This is a genomic window from Paenibacillus radicis (ex Gao et al. 2016), from assembly GCF_014641555.1.
GTDB lineage: Bacteria > Bacillota > Bacilli > Paenibacillales > Paenibacillaceae > Pristimantibacillus > Pristimantibacillus radicis.
The window spans coordinates 15,872-34,018 of the sequence record NZ_BMHY01000021.1 but is presented as its reverse complement, the minus strand read 5'-3'; the positions used below and the strand labels follow the sequence as shown (position 1 = coordinate 34,018).

Annotated in this window: 18 protein-coding genes; 15 read left to right on the top strand and 3 right to left on the bottom strand. The window is 49.1% G+C overall.

The genetic code is table 11. The annotated features are described in order from the left end of the window. Nucleotides 1-238 precede the first annotated feature (238 nt). The 6 genes from IEX98_RS27375 to thiI all read left to right on the top strand — a co-directional run bounded on the left by IEX98_RS27375 (nt 239) and on the right by thiI (nt 6,572). Nucleotides 239-907 (top strand): YwaF family protein, encoded by a 669-nt coding sequence (locus tag IEX98_RS27375; protein WP_188892871.1) that lies wholly within the window; start codon nt 239-241, stop codon nt 905-907. Next, complete coding sequence (locus IEX98_RS27370) at nt 904-2,562, top strand: DUF2339 domain-containing protein (protein ID WP_188892870.1); 1,659 nt, start codon at nt 904-906, stop codon at nt 2,560-2,562. The genes IEX98_RS27375 and IEX98_RS27370 overlap by 4 nt, the downstream gene beginning before the upstream one ends. Nucleotides 2,563-2,657: 95 nt before the next feature. Continuing rightward, nucleotides 2,658-3,257 carry a nitroreductase family protein gene (locus IEX98_RS27365; RefSeq protein ID WP_188892900.1) on the top strand — a complete coding sequence of 200 codons (600 nt, stop codon included), beginning with the start codon at nt 2,658-2,660 and terminating at the stop codon, nt 3,255-3,257. Nucleotides 3,258-3,413: 156 nt separating this feature from the next. Then, nucleotides 3,414-4,076: a lytic transglycosylase domain-containing protein gene (locus IEX98_RS27360; protein WP_188892869.1), complete on the top strand. Its 663-nt coding sequence runs from the start codon at nt 3,414-3,416 to the stop codon at nt 4,074-4,076. Between the two features lie 110 nt (nt 4,077-4,186). Then, nucleotides 4,187-5,365: a cysteine desulfurase family protein gene (locus IEX98_RS27355; protein WP_188892868.1), complete on the top strand. Its 1,179-nt coding sequence runs from the start codon at nt 4,187-4,189 to the stop codon at nt 5,363-5,365. Further along, on the top strand, nt 5,352-6,572 hold the full coding sequence (thiI, locus tag IEX98_RS27350; RefSeq protein WP_188892867.1) for a tRNA uracil 4-sulfurtransferase ThiI: 1,221 nt from the start codon (nt 5,352-5,354) through the stop codon (nt 6,570-6,572). Before IEX98_RS27355 ends, thiI begins: the two co-directional genes overlap by 14 nt. 65 nt (nt 6,573-6,637) lie before the next feature. Here thiI and IEX98_RS27345 read toward each other — a convergent pair whose 3' ends face one another. Continuing rightward, nucleotides 6,638-7,333 carry a TerC family protein gene (locus IEX98_RS27345; RefSeq protein ID WP_188892866.1) on the bottom strand — a complete coding sequence of 232 codons (696 nt, stop codon included), beginning with the start codon at nt 7,331-7,333 and terminating at the stop codon, nt 6,638-6,640. 153 nt (nt 7,334-7,486) lie between these two features. Here IEX98_RS27345 and IEX98_RS27340 point away from each other — a divergent pair, with 153 nt between their 5' ends. From IEX98_RS27340 to IEX98_RS27310, 7 genes are all read left to right on the top strand, one after another. Beyond that, nucleotides 7,487-8,143: a TerC family protein gene (locus tag IEX98_RS27340; RefSeq protein WP_188892865.1), complete on the top strand. Its 657-nt coding sequence runs from the start codon at nt 7,487-7,489 to the stop codon at nt 8,141-8,143. Between the two features lie 171 nt (nt 8,144-8,314). Next, complete coding sequence (locus IEX98_RS27335) at nt 8,315-8,797, top strand: hypothetical protein (RefSeq protein WP_042159762.1); 483 nt, start codon at nt 8,315-8,317, stop codon at nt 8,795-8,797. Between the two features lie 51 nt (nt 8,798-8,848). After that, entirely contained in the window at nt 8,849-10,687 is a 1,839-nt protein-coding gene (gene typA, locus IEX98_RS27330) for a translational GTPase TypA (RefSeq protein WP_188892864.1), read from the top strand. Nucleotides 10,688-10,764: 77 nt separating this feature from the next. Continuing rightward, nucleotides 10,765-11,076 carry a YlaH-like family protein gene (locus tag IEX98_RS27325; RefSeq protein ID WP_188892863.1) on the top strand — a complete coding sequence of 104 codons (312 nt, stop codon included), beginning with the start codon at nt 10,765-10,767 and terminating at the stop codon, nt 11,074-11,076. Continuing rightward, the gene (locus IEX98_RS27320; protein ID WP_042159768.1) at nt 11,073-11,345 is read left to right on the top strand and encodes a hypothetical protein; all 273 of its coding nucleotides are present in this window, start codon (nt 11,073-11,075) and stop codon (nt 11,343-11,345) included. Before IEX98_RS27325 ends, IEX98_RS27320 begins: the two co-directional genes overlap by 4 nt. A gap of 16 nt (nt 11,346-11,361) precedes the next feature. Continuing rightward, the gene (locus IEX98_RS27315; RefSeq protein ID WP_188892862.1) at nt 11,362-12,450 is read left to right on the top strand and encodes an LCP family protein; all 1,089 of its coding nucleotides are present in this window, start codon (nt 11,362-11,364) and stop codon (nt 12,448-12,450) included. 76 nt (nt 12,451-12,526) lie between these two features. Continuing rightward, the gene (locus IEX98_RS27310) at nt 12,527-12,688 is read left to right on the top strand and encodes a hypothetical protein (RefSeq protein ID WP_188892861.1); all 162 of its coding nucleotides are present in this window, start codon (nt 12,527-12,529) and stop codon (nt 12,686-12,688) included. A gap of 29 nt (nt 12,689-12,717) precedes the next feature. Here IEX98_RS27310 and IEX98_RS27305 read toward each other — a convergent pair whose 3' ends face one another. Then, entirely contained in the window at nt 12,718-13,257 is a 540-nt protein-coding gene (locus tag IEX98_RS27305; protein ID WP_188892860.1) for a YhcN/YlaJ family sporulation lipoprotein, read from the bottom strand. Nucleotides 13,258-13,369: 112 nt separating this feature from the next. Between IEX98_RS27305 and IEX98_RS27300 the strand changes: the two genes are divergently transcribed. Beyond that, nucleotides 13,370-14,701, top strand: coding sequence for a PhoH family protein (locus IEX98_RS27300; RefSeq protein WP_188892859.1), 1,332 nt, complete (start codon nt 13,370-13,372; stop codon nt 14,699-14,701). Nucleotides 14,702-15,685: 984 nt separating this feature from the next. Continuing rightward, nucleotides 15,686-16,993: an ABC transporter substrate-binding protein gene (locus IEX98_RS27295; RefSeq protein ID WP_188892858.1), complete on the top strand. Its 1,308-nt coding sequence runs from the start codon at nt 15,686-15,688 to the stop codon at nt 16,991-16,993. On the opposite strand, the gene IEX98_RS27290 is transcribed toward IEX98_RS27295, so the two are convergent. Then, nucleotides 16,988-18,094 (bottom strand): coiled-coil domain-containing protein, encoded by a 1,107-nt coding sequence (locus IEX98_RS27290; protein WP_188892857.1) that lies wholly within the window; start codon nt 18,092-18,094, stop codon nt 16,988-16,990. The two genes, IEX98_RS27295 and IEX98_RS27290, sit on opposite strands and share 6 nt — an antisense overlap. Between the last annotated feature and the right edge of the window lie 53 nt (nt 18,095-18,147).

Here is an 18,147-nt window from a genome sequence, read left to right as displayed (position 1 = left end):
CATAGGGCAAAACAAAATGTACTTTTGCATTTTGTTCCTTCGTGCAATGCGAGTACGGGGAGTTTGGCACAATTCTGCGCGTTTTCAAATGCGAGGAGGATGGCCGAAAGATCGAGAACTCAACGCACGGATCAGAATGGTCTGCTGCTAGGTACCAACTAAAGTTGGTACTATTTTTTTTGCCCTTTTTCCATAAAAATGAAGCTATCAAAGTAATTCGAAAAGCGAGGAATCGACTATGGTATGGCTAGCAACCCTCGCTGTCCCAGCAGCAATCGTTCTGTTGCGGCAGCCGCTACGAGAGCCTGGAATCAACAAAGCCGTCCGATACGCGCTCGCCGCGTTGCTTGCAGCCTGTGAGCTGTCTTTTCAAAGCTGGTATGTGCTGACGGGCAATTGGGGCGTACACGCGCTCCCTCTGCAGTTATGCAGCATGATGGTGCTACTAGCGGCAGTACTGCTCGTTAAACGAAACGCCAAATTAGGAGATGTCGTATTTTTTCTCGGCATATTGGGCGCTTTGCAAGCGTTGCTGACTCCGAACCTGGATTACAGCTTCCCGCACTTCCGCTACTTTCATTTTTATATTGCACATATTGGCATCATTGCGGCATGTCTGTTCTGGGCAGCCGTAGAGCGTTACCGGCCAAGTTTCAAATCGGCAGCAAGAGCTTATGTGTGGCTTCATTTGCTGGCAATTCCGGCTGCTATCGTCAATACAGCAACGGGCACTACAAACTTTATGTTTTTGGCGCGCAAGCCCGATACGGTTTCATTACTGGATTTACTTGGCCCCTGGCCGTGGTATTTACTGCAGCTGGAGCTCGTCGTAATCGCGTTAATTCTAATATTGCTCGGTCTAATGAAAACAATTGAATGGTCAACAAATTGGAGGAATGAAAAATGAATTATGGAACGTTGATTAAAAAGCACGGAACGTCACTGCTAGGCGCACTGTTCGTCCTGATCGCATGCATTACGCTGTTTAAGTACACGATCGATAGAGGCTGGATAACCGATCCGATGAAAATCGGGCTGGGACTGCTGTTCGGCACCGGTCTAGCCATCGCCGGCTTCCGGCTGCAGCGCCGGCCGATCGTCAGCCAAATCGTCATGGGCCTTGGCGCTTCGCTGTTGTATATGACGGTATCGTTTTCCGGCATATTCTACGGGTTATGGGATTCAATGACGGTTCTGCTCGGCATTTCGGTCATTACAATTGCTGCAGCCGTATATGCATACCGCTTCGATTCCCGGCTGCTCATGAACATCGCTCTGCTTGGAGGCTTGCTGTCGCCGCTTACGATGAAGCCGGAAACCGACCAAGTATTCGCTTTATTTCTCTATCTTCTTGTCATCAATTGCGCGTTTCTTTACCTCAGTATCGTTAAGGGCTGGACGGAGCTTCGGACGGCGGCATTTGCCGGCAGCTGGCTGCTGTACACGGTTTACTTCTTTCACTTCAATCCTTCACTGGACGGATTTTGGAGCATGCCGATCCGTTATGCGCTTGCCGCTTTCCTGTTCTATCAAATCGCGTTTCTCGTGTCCTCATGGAAAAACAAACTCAGCTTTGACGGCCTTAATCTGTACTTAAGCGTCGCAAACGGCGTGCTGTTCGGATTTTGGGCGCTGCTGATTTGGAGAAATGATGTTCATTTCGCTTATCCGCTCATCTTTATCGGTCTGGTCTTCATGCTGTCAGGCTTCGTCGTTAACCGTCTTTTACAAAAAGTGGATGCCGCTGTTTCCGTCTATTGGACGGTAGGGTTACTGCTCTTCCTGCTTGCTTTGAATCAGGCGGGCAATGGCATGGAGATTAAGCCGCTGGTTAACGTTTTTGTATGGAGCATCATTAGTATCGTGCTTCTTGTGCTCGGACGTATTAACAAATGGCTCGCAGCCAATATCATTTCTGTGTCGATCTGGATAATTGTAGGCTTCTATTGGTATATCGTTACCTGGAGCACGCCGCGCGGCGAATGGTTCGGCGTCTACATTCCTTTCTTGAACTGGGGCGCTGTTGCTTGGATGGTGCTTGCGGCGATCGGCTTCTACTATGCAACCAGCATGAATATGGCAGGCTTGAAAGCAGGTTCAAACCGGCTGCTGTCCAACATCTATGCCACATTGTCTCATCTCATTATCGGAGGTCTGTTAACACGTCAGATCGAAAATATTTTTACCGAATATTTCAACGGATCATCCGGCATTTATATGAAGCTTACTCTGACGGTGACATGGGGCGTTTATGCGCTGCTGTTGTTCCTCTGGGGAGCGTATCGGAGAGAATCCTGGTTCCGGTGGTTCGGTTCGGCCGTTCTTCTTCTCGTAGCTGTTAAAGCGATCTTCATGGATTTGAGCGGCAAAGAAAGTCTTTACAAAGTTGTCGTACTGCTGCTTCTTGGTGTCATTTCGTTTGCGATCTCCTGGATTAACGGCAAATGGGGGGAAGAGGAGGCGCAGAAACAGAAGCAGAATCAAGCTCAATTTCAAGTGAACCAAAATCAATCTCAAGATCAGAGTCAGAACGGCAGCCCAGATTCAACTCAGCTTCCTTAATCCGTCATTCATAGCGCTCAAGCTTCTGGAGATTCTAAGTGCGTAACGCGTCTGTTCGCGTATTATTCAGGGGAGGCAACATAATGACGAATGCAATATCGAATGCTTATTTGGAAGCTGTCAAATCAAGACGCACTTATTATGGAATCAGCAAAGAACAGGTGCTGCCGGATGAAAAAATTGTTGCACTCATTAGCGATGCGGTAAAATATACCCCTTCAGCCTTCAACTCGCAAAGCGCCAATGTGCTTGTTTTGCTAGGGGAGAGCCACAACAAGCTGTGGGATATTACAACCGAAACGCTGCGCGCCATCGTGCCCGCTGACCAGTTCAGCTCGACGGCAGATAGACTGGGCTCGTTTAAGAACGGCTGCGGTACCGTGTTGTTTTTTGAAGATCAGGCTGTCGTTGAAGGGCTGCAGAAGCAATTTGCCTCTTATGCCGACAACTTTCCGAAATGGTCGATGCAATCTTCCGGCATGCTGCAGCACGTCGTATGGACGCTGCTGGAGAGTGAAGGATTCGGAGCTTCGCTCCAGCACTACAACCCGCTGATTGATGCGGAAGTGAAAAAAGAGTGGAACGTCCCGGATTCTTGGCTGCTTCTCGCCCAAATGCCTTTCGGCAAACCTACCGCACAGCCTGGTGACAAGGAGTTTAAACCAATCGAGGAACGGGTTAAAGTGTATAAATAATCGATCTAATCTATTATGAGACCGTCCCGCCGGGTTCCAACCCGCTGCATGGACGGTTTCTTTTTTTATGCGGACTAGCCGGATGTTGTAAAAACATGTACAATAAAAACCGATACATCCTATAGAACCTGAATTACAAGCAGCCAGGAGGACGAGATGAGTATCGATCCGCGTACGATGTCACAAATCATTCAAGTGCAAATTAGGCCAAGTCTGGATCCGCAGTCGGCAGGCAATTCGCTTAACGCAAAAGACGAAAGCGGAGCACCTTCCTTATTCGAGACGGTCTTATCCCAATATCAATCTTCATCCATTGACCCTGAGCTTGCATCAGAGCTTGCAGCCAATCCGCTCGCTTTATTAGCAGGATTGCCGCCAGTGCTTCGATCAGCAAGTGCCGAGCCCGCTTCGGGCACGGGCCAATATGAAGGCTTAATTGCTGCAGCTGCCGCAAAATATGGCGTTGATCCTGCATTGATCCGGGGCGTCATTCGCACCGAGTCAGGTTTTAAAGCCGATGCGGTTTCATCTGCAGGAGCGAAAGGGCTTATGCAGCTCATGGATGCGACGGCACGTTCGCTGGGCGTAACCGATTCGCTCGACCCTGGTCAAAATATCGAAGGCGGCACCAAATACTTATCCTATCTGCTGCGCAAATATAACGGCAACGAACAAGTAGCGCTTGCCGCATATAACGCTGGGCCGGGACGGGTTGACCGTCTGGGCATTTCCACAGATGCGGAGCTGGCTGCAAACCTCTACAAGCTGCCGGAAGAAACGCAGCGTTATGTAACGAAGGTGCAGCAAGCGACTTATTAATGAGATTCATTCAGCTGGACGGATAATGGATCACGATAGAGAGCCGCAACGGCTTTCCATCGTTGATCTTTTTATTTTTAGAAGTATAAAAGAAAGAAGTGTGGAACGTCATGTTATATTTTGACCATTGCGCTTCAACGCCTCCTTATCCGGAAGTCATCGATACTTTGGCAGAAGTGATGAAAGCTCATTATGCCAATCCGTCTTCCATTCACCGGGCTGGAGCGGAGGCCGATAAGCTTATTGGGCGCTCGAGGGGCTTGCTCGGCGAGCTGTTTGGCGTTAAGCCGGAGGAGTGGCTGTTTACTTCCGGGGGAACGGAGAGCAACAATACAGCGATTAAAGGAGTCGCCAAGCAATATCGGACAAGAGGCACTCATCTTATTACGACACAAATCGAACATGCTTCGGTATATGATACGTTTAGACAATTGGAGCGGGAAGGCTTTAAGGTTACCTATTTGCCTGTTAGCCGGACTGGGCATGTGGACGTGGAACAGCTTCGGCAAGCGATGACCGACGAGACGATCCTCGTAAGTGTCATGCACGTCAATAACGAGACGGGTGCGGTGCAGCCGGTTGAGGCAATCGGGCGAATGCTCAAAGCGAGCTATCCGCGAACGATCTTTCATGTCGATGCGGTACAGAGTATCGGCAAGCTCCCTATCTCATTGAAGGATTGGGGCATTGATCTGCTTAGCGGTTCTGCTCATAAAGTGAGAGGACCTAAAGGTGTAGGTATCCTTTATGTTCGCGAAGGCATTCAACTGTATCCGCTGCTAACCGGAGGATCTCAGGAAAGAAGCTTCCGTGCCGGTACGCAAAATGTACCCGGCATCGTCGCTTCTGCCAAGGCGCTGCGTCTGTCGATGCAATCGGCATCACAGAGGAAAGAACGGATGGAGAAGCTGCGAGGCAAGCTCGTGGAGATCGTGAATGCTATTCCTGAGCTTCGTATGAACGGCAGCGAAAATCGGGAAGAGATGGCACCGCATATCGTACATTTTTCCTATCCTGGCATGAAGCCCGAAGTTATTGTTCATTTATTAGAGGAGCAGCAAATCATCGCCTCCACCAAGTCGGCTTGCTCTTCCAAGGACAGCAAACCGAGCCGGGTGCTGCTGGCGATGGGGGCCGCCTTGCCGCAGGCAAGCGGAGGTATCCGGATCAGCTTTGGGGATGAGCATACGGAGCGCGACGTGGAGACACTTGGCGAAGCGCTCAAGCAGATGGTAGACAAGCTTAAACCGCTTGAAAGGGGCATGACGACATCACATGAATTACGATAAAATATTGATTCGCTATGGCGATCTAATTATGAAGGGGCGCAATCGCTCCCAGTTCGAAAAAAGGCTGCTTCAGCAACTGAAGCGTGCGCTGCGGCCATTTGAGGCGTTAACATATTTCAAAACTTACGGACGATTGACGATCAGCTTGAATGGCGAAAGCTATGAGCCGATTGCCGCCCGTATTAAAGACATTTTCGGGATTGCGTCTTTTAGTCCCGTTATCAGCGTGGAAAACGACTTGGAAAAAATCCGCGAAGCTTCGCTCCTTCTTATGAAATCATTGGAGACGCCGCCCAAGACGTTCAAAGTTGCGGCGAAACGGGGCTGGAAAGCTTACCCGCATTCTTCGCAGGAGATGAATCATCTAGTAGGCTCTTATGTGCTGCCGGCTATGCCGGAATTGAAAGTAGATGTCCGCAATCCCGAGGTGGAGCTTCGGGTGGATGTTCAAGAGGAAGCGACCTACATTTTCGTGAAAGTCGAAATGGCAGCGGGTGGTTTTCCGTTTGGCTCAAACGGAAAGGCGCTGCTCTTGCTCTCTGGCGGTATCGACAGCCCGGTAGCGGGCTGGATGGCGATGCGCAAAGGGCTGGAGCTTGAAGCCGTACACTTCCACAGCTATCCGTTCACGAGCGAGAAGGCGAAAGAAAAAGTTATTGATCTGGCTCGCCGTCTTAGCTACTATGCCGGTGTGCCGTTCAAGCTGCATCTGGTGCCGTTTACCGACATCCAGACCAGACTTGCCGCGGCCAAGCAGGATAATTTGATCATTACCTTAATGAGAAGAGCGATGCTGCGTATTACCGAGCAGCTTGCGGTCAAGAATGGAGCCAATGGCATCGTTACAGGCGAAAGCCTTGGTCAAGTTGCAAGCCAGACGCTGGGCAGCATGAATGTCATTGGACGGGCTACCGATCTGCCCTTGATCAAGCCGCTTGTTATGATGGATAAACAGGAAATCATTAACGAAGCGGTCAAAATCGGCACGTTTGAGACATCGATTTTACCTTACGAGGATTGCTGTACTTTGTTTTTGCCTAAATCGCCAAGCACAAATCCGAATTTGAAAGTTGTAGAATACACCGAGGCTTCGATCAAAGAGCTGGATCAATTGATTGCTGAAGCAGTGGAAGGAACGGAGCTCATGACGCTAACGCCGGATGCTCCGGCTCAAGCGGAAGATGCAGGAGAAGACCGCTGGTTCTAGATTTCATTTACAATAAAATAATGCCGGAGATGAACCATCTCCGGCACTGTGGAGCAGAGATCCCCTTAGTGGGATTCTCTGCTTTGTTGATGTTGAATGCTTTTGCGGCGGTTCATGAGCAGCCCGGCCGCAATGATAACGGCAACGACCACAACGATGAAGCCCCAGTAATAGAAGGCATTTTCTTTAAAGAAAGCACTAAATACTTTCTCGCCTGTGATCATTTTGGCTGCGGTATAAGCGAGAACGCCTCCGCCGACATAAATAATCCATGTGTACTTGTTAATGAGTTTAATGAACAATGTGCTGCCCCATACGATGACAGGTACGCTGATCAACAGACCCAATATAACGAGCACCATGCTGCCGTGCGATGCGCCGGCAACCGCGATGACATTGTCGATACCCATAGCCGCGTCAGCGATAATAATCGTCTGAATTGATTGCCAGAGTGTATTGCCCGCTTTAATGTCGCCATGGTTGTCGTTTTGAACGAGAAGCTTATAGGCAATCCATAGCAGCAGCAAACCGCCGACCAGATGCAGCCAAGGCAAATCGAGCAGCTGCACGACGATAACGGTAGCTATGATCCGAATGCCGATCGCCCCGGCCGTGCCCCAGAGTACCGCTTTTTTCTGCAGATGCGACGGCAGATTTCTTGCCGCCATGCCAATAACAATCGCGTTATCGCCCGCTAGTATGAGATCGATAAAGACGATGTTGAGCAGAGCCAACCAAAACTCCATTGATGATATATCCATATTTTGCTTGTCCCTCCTCTCTATCTCATGCATGTACTGCTGGAAGTCAAATGTATAGTACGGATGACTTTGCATATGGATTCAAAATTTTTTTGCGGGACATATTCCCGGCAGCTTGGACATACAGGTTGTAAGGGAGGAGTTGATCGACTGTTGGATAATCTCATTACGTTTATTGAAATTGTACTCATCAATTTGCTTCTTAGCGGCGACAACGCTGTCGTCATCGCAATGGCCAGCCAGCATTTGCCCCCTCATCAGCGGAAAAAGGCGGTATGGTGGGGAGCATTGGCTGCTGTAGGGCTACGCTGCATACTTACGCTGGCTGCCATCTCTCTTCTGCAGACGCCTTATTTGCAGGCAATTGGAGCGGTGCTGCTGCTCTATATTGCGGTCAAGCTGCTCGTTGACGCTGGCAGCGGCGGCGAAATCCATACGATGAAGAAGCCGAAATCGCTAAGCCAGGCGATTCAAACCATTGTCGCCGCCGATTTTATCATGAGTCTGGATAATGTATTAGCTATTGCGGCGGTGGCAGACGGAAAGCCTGTACTTATTTTGCTCGGCATTGCGTTAAGCATACCTATGATCATTTGGGGCAGCCATATATTAGGGAAACTGCTGCAGCGGGTTCCATCACTGATCTATATCGGATCAGCTTTGCTTGGCTATGCGGCAGGAGGTATGCTGGTAAATGATCCCGGTATGGAAGACATTCTTTTTCACGGGAGTACGACGGCGGCACAAGCGATACCGCTGTTTTGCATCCCATTAGTGATCGTAATCGGCCTGCTGATGAGAAGGCGATAAAAGAAAAAATTCACATGCCGTTCACAAATGCGCCAAGTGAACGGTATTTTTTTTATGCGGTTCCTTCTGTTCCCGCTGGCATTTTCATCGCACTTCCATTAAACTAGAAAAGATAAAAACTGTCGTCTTTCGTCATCGTTTGCGATAGACGTTGTAAGGAGCGGAAAGCGAATGCCTAATAACAAATATTCCGCTGGAATTCTAGTTTTGCTGGCTGGGGTCGTTATTTTACTGGGCAAACTTGGTGTATTCAGCTTTTTGGGGGCAATTTTTTGGCCGCTGCTCGTTCTCATTCCCGGCATTTTGCTGCATGTTTTTTATTTCGGCAGATTGTTTCCGGCGGCTGTACTCGTACCGGGAGGTATCTTGATCGTCTATGCTGTGCTGTTCATCGTTTGCAATATTTTCGGATGGAATTCCCTTAAATATTTGTGGCCGCTGTTCATCTTTGGTATTGCCGTCGGCCTCTACGAATATTATCTGCTCAGCTCTACGAAAGAACGGGTTATTCTTACGGCGTCTATTGCGCTTGCCGCTTCCTCCGCCGTATTTTTAGCACTGGTACTGCTATGGAGCTGGGGCATTTATGCGATTGCCATCGTACTGATCGGTGCGGGAAGTTGGATGTTGTTCGGCAGACGAAATCGTTGGTAACAAGTAGAAAGAAAGCAAGAACAAATTAGACAAATGGAGTGGTTACAAGTTATGCACGCAAGAGACAACATACGTAATATCGCGATTATCGCGCACGTTGACCATGGTAAAACGACGCTCGTCGACAAACTGTTGCAACAATCGGGTACCTATCGGGACCATGAAACGGTGCAAGAGCGCGCAATGGATTCCAATGACCTGGAACGGGAACGCGGCATCACGATTTTGGCTAAGAACACAGCCATTACGTACAATGATTATTTGATTAACATCGTAGATACGCCAGGACACGCCGATTTCGGCGGTGAAGTGGAACGGATTATGAAGATGGTTGACGGTGTATTGCTCGTCGTTGACGCCTTCGAGGGCTGCATGCCACAAACGAAATTCGTATTGCGCAAAGCACTTGAGAGCAACTTAACGCCGATTGTTGTCGTCAATAAAATCGACCGTCCGAACGCACGCCCTTCTGAAGTCATCGACGAAGTGCTTGATCTGTTCATTGAGCTAGGTGCCAACGACAACCAACTGGAGTTCCCGGTTGTTTACGCATCCGCGCTGATGGGCACATCCAGTCTTGATCCGGAGCAGCAGGATTCCAACATGAAGGCTTTGTACGAGACGATTACAAGCCACATTCCTGCTCCAACTGAAGAAGTAAATGCACCATTCCAATTCTTGGTTACGCTGCTTGATTATAACGAGTATATGGGCCGGATCGCCGTAGGTCGTGTTAACCGCGGCGTTGTGAAGCAAGGCCAAACCGTAGCCGTTATCGACCGTGAAGGTAAAACAAAGCAAGCTCGGATCGAGAAGCTGTTTGGTTTCCAAGGCTTGAAAAAGGTTGAAATCGAAGAAGCTGGCGCTGGCGATATCGTTGCAATTGCTGGTATTCGCGAGATCAATATCGGCGAGACGATTGCTGATCTTGCAAATCCAGAAGCGCTGCCAGTTCTGAAAATCGATGAGCCGACACTGCAAATGACATTCCTCGTCAACAACAGTCCATTCGCCGGCCGCGAAGGCAAGTGGGTTACATCCCGCAAGCTGCGCGAACGTCTCTTTAAAGAGCTGGAAACGGACGTTGCGCTTCGCGTAGATGAAACGGACAGCCCGGATGCTTTTGTCGTATCGGGCCGCGGAGAGCTTCACCTCAGTATTCTGATCGAGAATATGCGTCGTGAAGGCTTTGAGCTGCAAGTATCTAAGCCTGAAGTTATCATCAAGGAAATCGACGGCGTGAAAAGCGAGCCGTACGAGCGTTTGATGATTGACGTTCCAGAAGACAGCATGGGTGCTGTTATGGAGAGCCTTGGCACACGCAAAGCCGAAATGGTCAACATGATCAACAACGGCAACGGCCAAGTTCGTCTGGAATTCGTTATGCCGGCACGCGGCTTGATCGGGTACCGCACATCGTTCTTGACGATGACTCGCGGCTATGGCATCATGAACAGCGCATTTGACAGCTATGGTCCACTTGTTGGTACTAACGTTGGCGGACGTCACCAAGGCGTGCTTGTATCGAGCGAGAATGGCAACTCTACTTTCTACGGCATGATGGGTGTAGAGGACCGTGGTATTCAGTTCGTAGAGCCAGGCACAGAAATTTACGAAGGTATGATCGTTGGCGAGCATACGCGCGAGAACGACATCATCGTAAACATCTGTAAAGAGAAACAACTGAACAACATTCGTTCCGCAGGTAAAGATGATACCGTTAAGCTGAAAACGCCGCGTCTGTTCTCCCTGGAGCAAGCGCTGGAGTATTTGAATGATGACGAGTACTGCGAAATTACGCCGAAGTCGATTCGTCTCCGTAAAAAGATTTTGAACAAAAGTGAACGCGAACGTGCCGAGAAGCACCGCAAAATGTCGGCTGGCGTTTAACACTTACCTATATTTCAAAACGAAACGTATCGCCGTTTAATGAACGGCGAACGTTTGCGCTTGGGGAGGTTTGAGGGATGCAGCAATGGCTGAGCGAGCATCCGGTCATCTCGTATTTCCTGATCCTTGGATTTACGATTTACATCTTCAATAAGGTTTTTCGCGCGAACAACGCAAAGCTGCCGATACTAAAAGAAATTTTAGTCTATGTGGTCATGGTTATCGGTGCATTTGTACTGATGATTCTACAAATCGACAAGCTGCCGATCATTCAATGCATGGGCATTGCCGTCTTCATGATGCTCATGCTGCGCGGCCGCCAACTTTACGATCAGATTAAAAAACGCCAATCCGGCGGTGATGTAAAGGAAGCAGATCCGAGCAAATGAGGTTCGAGGACGCTTTGTTCAATTGGCTTCAAATTCAGATTGTCGCGGACGGGCGGCCAGATGATAACGCAGCTAAGGAAACACGTGATTTCTTCGTGCAAATTTTGACGGAGGATCACGGTGTTACCGAGCTGTTTCTCTTGAAGACGGATGAGACGATGGTACATGTCAAATATGTGCGGGAAGGCCGCTCCAAGCTGCAGCTCTATCCAAGAGAGTCAGCGGAGCAGCTTCTATCCGATATTCGCTCCAATCCGAAATACAATTGATTTGAAGGTGAACAAGATGTCGCAAGGTTCAACTCAGCTTCCTCCTAGAGGAGGAGCTCGTAAGCCCGTTTCATCCAACACGCCTGCCAAGGCGTCCAAGCGGAAGCCCAAGAAAAAGCGTTCCGTGACTAAAACGGTGCTGCTTGTTATTTTAGCAATCGTCATTTTGGTTGGCGGTTTCCTTGTTTATTTGGGTATTCGAGCCGATCAGGCGATCAAGCAGATTGGTACAGATGATCCGGATGCTACGCCAATCCCTGTCTCGGAATCGGTCAAGAACAAATCGGTCAGCATGGCTTTGCTTGGCATCGATACGAGAGCAAATGCTGGCGGCATGAATACCGACGTCATGATGGTTGCTGCTTTTAATCCAAGTACGAAATCCGCTGTTGTCGTTTCGATTCCCCGGGATTCTTTGTTGAAGCTGGATGGCTATGCAGACCGCAAAGCCAACGGGCACTACAACGCTTTTTACAGACAAGCTCTGGATAAAGAAACGAAAAGCGGAAAGAAGACGAAGGATGCCAAAGTATTGGCGGAAGCCGATGCAAAACGGGCAATCAGCGAAATGCTGGGCAAGTTTTTCGGTATTGAGACCAAATATACAGCCATCATTAATTTTAAAGGCTTTACCGACGTTGTGGATGCCCTCGGCGGCATTGAAGTCGACGTGGACATGGATATGAAATGGTCGGATTCCCATGACGGAACGAACATTAATTTGAAAAAAGGCTATCAGCTTCTTAACGGTGGACAAGCGCTTGATTTTGTCCGTTACCGGCAATCCAAAGATGGCAAAAATATGTCCAGCGACTTCGATCGCAACAAACGGGAAAGCCAGGTTGTAGCCAAAGTTGTGGACAAAATGAAGTCGCTCGATGGCCTAACCAAATTAGGCACCGTTATTGATGCGGTGGGCGACAATTTGAAAATCAACATGCCGCAATCTGAAATTAAAAATATGATGGGTGCTTACTTCGGTATTAGCAGCGAGAACGTTCAGTTCATTGCACTTGAAGGAAATTGGCGCAGTCCTTACGTCTATTTGGACCAAGCAAAGCTTGATGCCGCCCGTTCTGCCCTTCAAGCAAAAATGGCTGAATAACCCCGTAGACTGGCGATTTAAAAATGGATATAATATAGCTACGGAGATTGATTCCTTTCAGAAGGAGGTCATGCGGATGACCGATCCTGTAGCTGCATTATACGAACCATTTGACGATGCTGCCCTGATTACGACTGTTAGACATGCTTTGCCTAAATCCGCGATTTACAATTTCAATAAAAAAGAGGCAGCAAGTGTCCTAACTGGACAAGTGTTTGCTGCCATGAAGAAAGCCTAGTGATCTATTCACTAGGCTTTTTGTGTCTTTTAATGATGTTTGTTTAGCGCAGGAGTCAGCTCATTGTCCGGCTTCACCGGGATGACTTCACGCGGCACCTGCGGGACGATGCGGCCAATGATGTCGGCCATTTCTTCCGCGAAGCCTCTGATCGGTTTGCCTTTGCGGATATCGGCTCCCATCTCGTTCAGACGCTGGGCGATGTCGATATCGGCAGAGACGATGGCATCAATGCCGTAAGGATCTTTGTGGAATGCTTCGGCAACCGAGTACTTGATCGTACCGACTCTGGAACGATCAAGCTTGCTGTTGACGTCGATGCCAACGACAGCCGTATTGCCGAATACAACGCAATGTGCATTTTCGACGCCTTCGATTCCTTTAGCCAGCTGCTCAAGATGGAGCGCTACTTGCTCAGGGTTTTTGATCTCCTTCTTCTGGGGAGCCGTTTGCTGAGCTTTTACCCGTTGATTATTCTGTGGAGAGGGTGATGTTTCGTTTCGTGCGACGGTGCTGCAACCGCCCGTTATTGCGATAATCGCGACAATCGTAATTAGCCTTTTTAACATTTTGCCACCTCGTCTTTCCTGTTGCAGATCGTTGTCCAATCGTAGTGTACCCGCAGCCATGTATGGCTATGTATGCCTATTCTAATGAATGACCGACGCCGGGAGGGTTCTCATGAAAAAAATATTCGTGCTCGATACCAACGTACTACTTCATGATCCGCAAGCAATCTATGCCTTTGATGATAATGAAATTATCATTCCCGCGGTGGTGCTAGAGGAGATCGACTCGAAGAAGAGACTGGCTGATGAATTAGGACGAAATGCGCGTTCCATATCGCGATTGCTTGATAAAATGCGGGAGGCTGGTCATTTGCATGAAGGGATTCAGCTTCCTGGAGGCGGCTTGCTGAAGGTGGAGCTCAATCATCGCAGTTTCGTAAGGGTGCAAGAGATGTTTGGGGAGATGTCCAATGACAACCGAATCCTGGCGGTAGCGCTCAATTACCATCTGGAGCAGCTGGAGCGTCAGGAGGCCAGCAGTGTAGTGCTGGTCAGCAAAGATGTGCTTGTTCGGATCAAAGCCGACGTGCTTGGGCTGATGGCACAGGATTACCTGTCCGACCGGACGATAACGACTTCCGATTTCTATGCGGGCTATGCCACATTGTTCGTACACCCGTCGGTGATCGACGAGTTTTACAGCTACCGGTTTTTGACTGTTAAGAACCTGCAATTGGGCTCTAGGCTCAATCCCAATGAATTTATTATTTTGCGTGATGAAATGGGTACTTCCAAATCAGCTTTATTGAAGGTAAGTCATGATGGCGTCAAGCTGGAGCCGTTGTTTCTCAGCAACGATCCGGTATGGGGCATCACCGCGCGCAATGCGCAGCAGCGGATGGCGCTGGAGCTGCTTCTTAACGACGATGTGCCGCTCGTTACACTTACCGGTAAGGCCGGCACAGGCAAGACGCTGCTTGCGCTTGCGGCGGGTCTGCTGAAGGTGGAGGATGAGCATAAATACAAAAAACTGCTGATTGCAAGGCCTGTCGTTCCGATGGGCAAAGATATCGGCTATCTTCCCGGCGAAAAAGAAGAAAAGCTGCGGCCATGGATGCAGCCGATTTACGATAATTTAGAATATTTATTCGATACGAAAAAATCGGGCGACATCGATAAAATATTGATGGGCCTTGGCAGTATACAGGTAGAAGCTTTGACTTATATAAGAGGACGCTCGATCCCGGGGCAATTTATCATTATTGACGAAGCTCAGAACCTGACGAAGCATGAAGTGAAGACAATCGTATCGCGGGTAGGCGAGGGCAGCAAAATCGTTCTAATGGGCGATCCCGAGCAAATCGACCATCCGTATCTGGACTCTATCAGCAACGGCCTCACTCACATCGTCGAGCATTTCAAAGCGGGGGGGCTGAGCGGCCATATGACCCTCGAAAAAGGCGAACGCTCCAAACTCGCCCAGCTCGCGGCCGATCTGCTCTAAGCTTTCTCCGGGCAAGCCGATTCTGGCTTGCTCTTTTTTTGTTTGCGTGCGGCAGAAGTGGTGTAATTGTAGGTAAGGCAGCGTGATGAGTATCCTCTAGTCTATGGATACGTGCTGCCGTATGTAAGTAGCCGAAATGAACCTAGTTATCCGTTACTTAACTACCTTTGGAATAACGATTAGCTCCGAATGCATCGAGTCATTTGCATATCTACTTGAATATCCCGTGTTCATATGACATAGAACCTATCGGACCACTGCCAACTTCTCAATGTATGCTGGCTCATTTCTTACCAGCTAACCTCCGGACTAATGCTTATCGCTGTGGGGAGCAGTTTCAGGATACCCTGTGTTGTGCACAGGTCTGAGCTCTCTTCACGTTGTATATAAGTAACTGATGAATGTTTGTTAGCTTGTTGGTTATCGTCCCTATTATGCGCAGGAGCAGCTCGTTGGCAAGCAAAATGTAAAAGTACATTTTGTTTGGCTGAAAAAGGCCATATTACCGGTTCAAAATGCAAAAATACATTTTGATGAGCCCATTTTACTTGGAAATCGCGGTTTTGGGGCATTCGACATGCACATTTACATTTTGACTCGCTTTTCAGCCCCGATATGACGAAACAAAATGCACTTTTACATTTTGTTTCGTATTTGTTTACTACAGAGTTGTACTTGCGAATGTTTTTGAACTTAGTATGACTTTCGTGTAAAAGCGAGTGCAGCGATTCGAGACTACCCTGACTTTTTGCAGGTCCTTTCCAACTGCCACCGCGTACGCGGCGGGGCAGATTGGGATCAAGAACGGCAGGGTAGTCCGAATCGCGCAGTGAGCGGCTGCGCATTCAAGAACTTCAAAAAGTCTGAATCGCACAGCAAGCGGCTGCGCAGCAAATGGGGTATTGCATAACAGTTTTGGACAACATTTGGGAAAATTGTTATTATAGATCTAATAGTCTGGTTGAACCGGAAAGGAAGAAGTCTGTGTCTACAAGGAAATATTTGCTTGTTATCGCAGGAGCGGCATTATTATCCGTTTTTTTATTCGTTCCGGACGTCAATCGCGGCGTTCCCTCTACAGTAAACGATGCCAACGGCGAATCCGAATGGACACCGGAGGTTCGCGAGTTTGCGGAGGAGGAGCCGGAATCCATTGTTGTAACCGTTTCCATGAACCCGGAAGAGTATGAGCGACTGCGCGTGGAAAACAATCGTTTTATGATGAAATATCCGAATATACACGTTGAGTTAAATAATATCGAGCAAGAATCCGTTGCTCATGACGTTTGGATGGAGCAGCTTCAATTGGGAGAAGCGCCCGATGTTATGTTGATGAATAGCGGATGGGTGCAGGAGCTGGCCGTCAAAGGTTATCTGCTGCCGACAGACAGTCTGGGAACGGGGACGGGCGATCCTGCACCGGACCAGCCTGTCCGGCTGCGGGCTCCGCTGCTATGGAACAGCTATTTATGGGGGGTACCGCTTGACGCGAATCCATCTATCATCGTATGGAATAAGGCGATGCTGGCTTCAGCGTCTCTTCAAAATCCGCCAAAGGACTGGGATGGCTTTAAGGAGCTTGCCGAACGAGCGAAAGCCGCCGATCCAGAGGCAAGGATGGTAGCGCTGTACCCGGGGGGCCTGAGTCAACTGCTCTATTGGCTGGATGCGTGGGTGCCGGTCAACTTGGCGGATGCCGCTTATTTGCGCGGAAGCAACGAAGCGAGAAACGATAGACTAAGATGGCTGGGTATGGCGGAGAATCCGGGAGGCCTGTTCCGATTGTCCAACAAGCTCACCCTTGGCTCGGAGCTTGAGGCGCTCCATCTGTTATCGGCAGTGGTAAGCTGGTCGGAGTATAAGGCGCTTCCGCAAGCGCAGCAAAACAAGCTCGTTATTGATCATAACGAGCCTAAGCATGTATGGATGGACAGCAGGAGCTTTGTCGTATCCTCAGGAACGGGTGCGGCAGAGAGTGCTTTTGCTTGGGTTGCGGAAATGACAAGTGCCAATGTACAGCAGCAAAATTATGAGCGTTTCGGCCGTCTGCCGGCGATTAATTCCTTGTATGAGAGAAACAGCTTCACTTCATCCGTTTCAGAGACACCTCCTTATTGGTGGATGTCGCTTCTGAACGAAGATCCGGCCGGCAAGCCTCCCGATCCGGAATGGCCGAATCGAAGAGCCGGCTGGGAGGCGTTGTGGCGGCAGTATGCCATTGGCGCGATCGATATGGAAGCTTTTATCGGTGCCGTGCAGCAGGTTCAAGGGTCATCCGGCAAAAGCCTATAAGGCGACCTTTAATTTGACGACAAGCTCGCCGTCTATAATGTCTACAGCAGTCGCTTTCAAGAAAGAGATGATGAGTCCGGGATAAAAGCCAAGATCGAATTTGTCTTCCAGTGAGCGGCGGGTCGTATCCGGCAAAGCGAAGCCGTTGAACAGCAGCTCATCGACATGAAAGATAATGCCGTTTTGCGGCTCATCTTCAACGGTATAATGACCGGTAACGCTTATTTCCATGCCGTCCTTCGTTCCTTGTGCCGTTATTTTACCTTCGCTGAATGTGAAAGAGAAATGTTCAAAGCGTTCATCCTGCTCGCGCAAGAAGGTGTTCAGGGCGTCCTGCGGCACTCTTAGCGTGTAGTTGAACCCTTTGATCTCCAAGTAGTTTTTATTATCCTGCACCCAGCCCGGAAGCTTCTGCATCGCTTTGGATAGCGCCCGGAAATAGTTTTCAACTTCTTCGACGCCTGCCGTCTCCCAATAGTCGGTCAGCTCGCTCATCAGAAGCCTCAAACGATCGGCGTCTGTGCGTCCTGCGAGCTCGCCGTCAATCTGATTCTCGAGTGCGAGCACCCGGTTTCTCTGGGTTTGCAGCCGGGACTCCATCGTATTCAATTCAGACTTTTTCGCTTCCATTGCGGCATATTCATCCTTCAACCGGCGAACGCCATCCAGATAGCTGTCGATAGCAAGTTTATCCTGGCTAAAAATAATTTCGATATAATCGAGCGAAGTTAACCAGCTTTGCAGAGACCGAAATGAAAGCAGCGCACGTATGAGTAAATCACGTTCTCCCATATAGTAAGCACGCAGCACTTTGCCTGCTGCTTCTCGTTTATCCGCGATAAGCAGCTCTTGCTCATCAAGAAGCTTGTTTTTGAGCTTCATTTCTTGCTCTAGAGCAGCCTTTTGATCCTGAATTCGAGTAATTTCTTTGTCGATTTCAACGATTGACAAGCTTTTTTCCATCAGCTCCATCAGCTGCTCGTCGCTAGTCGACGGGGAGAAAGGCTCCGGAGCGGCCATTACGGGAAATTGCAGAATCATTAGCGAGCCTATCATGAAGAAGATCAGGGCGATTTTGCCGCGAAATGCGTAATAAGCCACTTCCCGCCTCCTCTCTGACGATTGTCATGGCTTGGCCTGTACAGCAATCATTG

Excerpts from the sequence above, each read along its gene's own strand:
- IEX98_RS27375 (WP_188892871.1), top strand. The coding sequence starts at position 239 with ATGGTATGGCTAGCAACCCTCGCTGTCCCAGCAGCAATCGTTCTGTTG.
- IEX98_RS27370 (WP_188892870.1), top strand. The coding sequence starts at position 904 with ATGAATTATGGAACGTTGATTAAAAAGCACGGAACGTCACTGCTAGGC.
- IEX98_RS27360 (WP_188892869.1), top strand. The coding sequence starts at position 3,414 with ATGAGTATCGATCCGCGTACGATGTCACAAATCATTCAAGTGCAAATT.
- IEX98_RS27355 (WP_188892868.1), top strand. The coding sequence starts at position 4,187 with ATGTTATATTTTGACCATTGCGCTTCAACGCCTCCTTATCCGGAAGTC.
- thiI (WP_188892867.1), top strand. The coding sequence starts at position 5,352 with ATGAATTACGATAAAATATTGATTCGCTATGGCGATCTAATTATGAAG.
- IEX98_RS27345 (WP_188892866.1), bottom strand. The coding sequence starts at position 7,333 with ATGGATATATCATCAATGGAGTTTTGGTTGGCTCTGCTCAACATCGTC.
- IEX98_RS27335 (WP_042159762.1), top strand. The coding sequence starts at position 8,315 with ATGCCTAATAACAAATATTCCGCTGGAATTCTAGTTTTGCTGGCTGGG.
- typA (WP_188892864.1), top strand. The coding sequence starts at position 8,849 with ATGCACGCAAGAGACAACATACGTAATATCGCGATTATCGCGCACGTT.
- IEX98_RS27325 (WP_188892863.1), top strand. The coding sequence starts at position 10,765 with ATGCAGCAATGGCTGAGCGAGCATCCGGTCATCTCGTATTTCCTGATC.
- IEX98_RS27320 (WP_042159768.1), top strand. The coding sequence starts at position 11,073 with ATGAGGTTCGAGGACGCTTTGTTCAATTGGCTTCAAATTCAGATTGTC.
- IEX98_RS27315 (WP_188892862.1), top strand. The coding sequence starts at position 11,362 with ATGTCGCAAGGTTCAACTCAGCTTCCTCCTAGAGGAGGAGCTCGTAAG.
- IEX98_RS27310 (WP_188892861.1), top strand. The coding sequence starts at position 12,527 with ATGACCGATCCTGTAGCTGCATTATACGAACCATTTGACGATGCTGCC.
- IEX98_RS27305 (WP_188892860.1), bottom strand. The coding sequence starts at position 13,257 with ATGTTAAAAAGGCTAATTACGATTGTCGCGATTATCGCAATAACGGGC.
- IEX98_RS27300 (WP_188892859.1), top strand. The coding sequence starts at position 13,370 with ATGAAAAAAATATTCGTGCTCGATACCAACGTACTACTTCATGATCCG.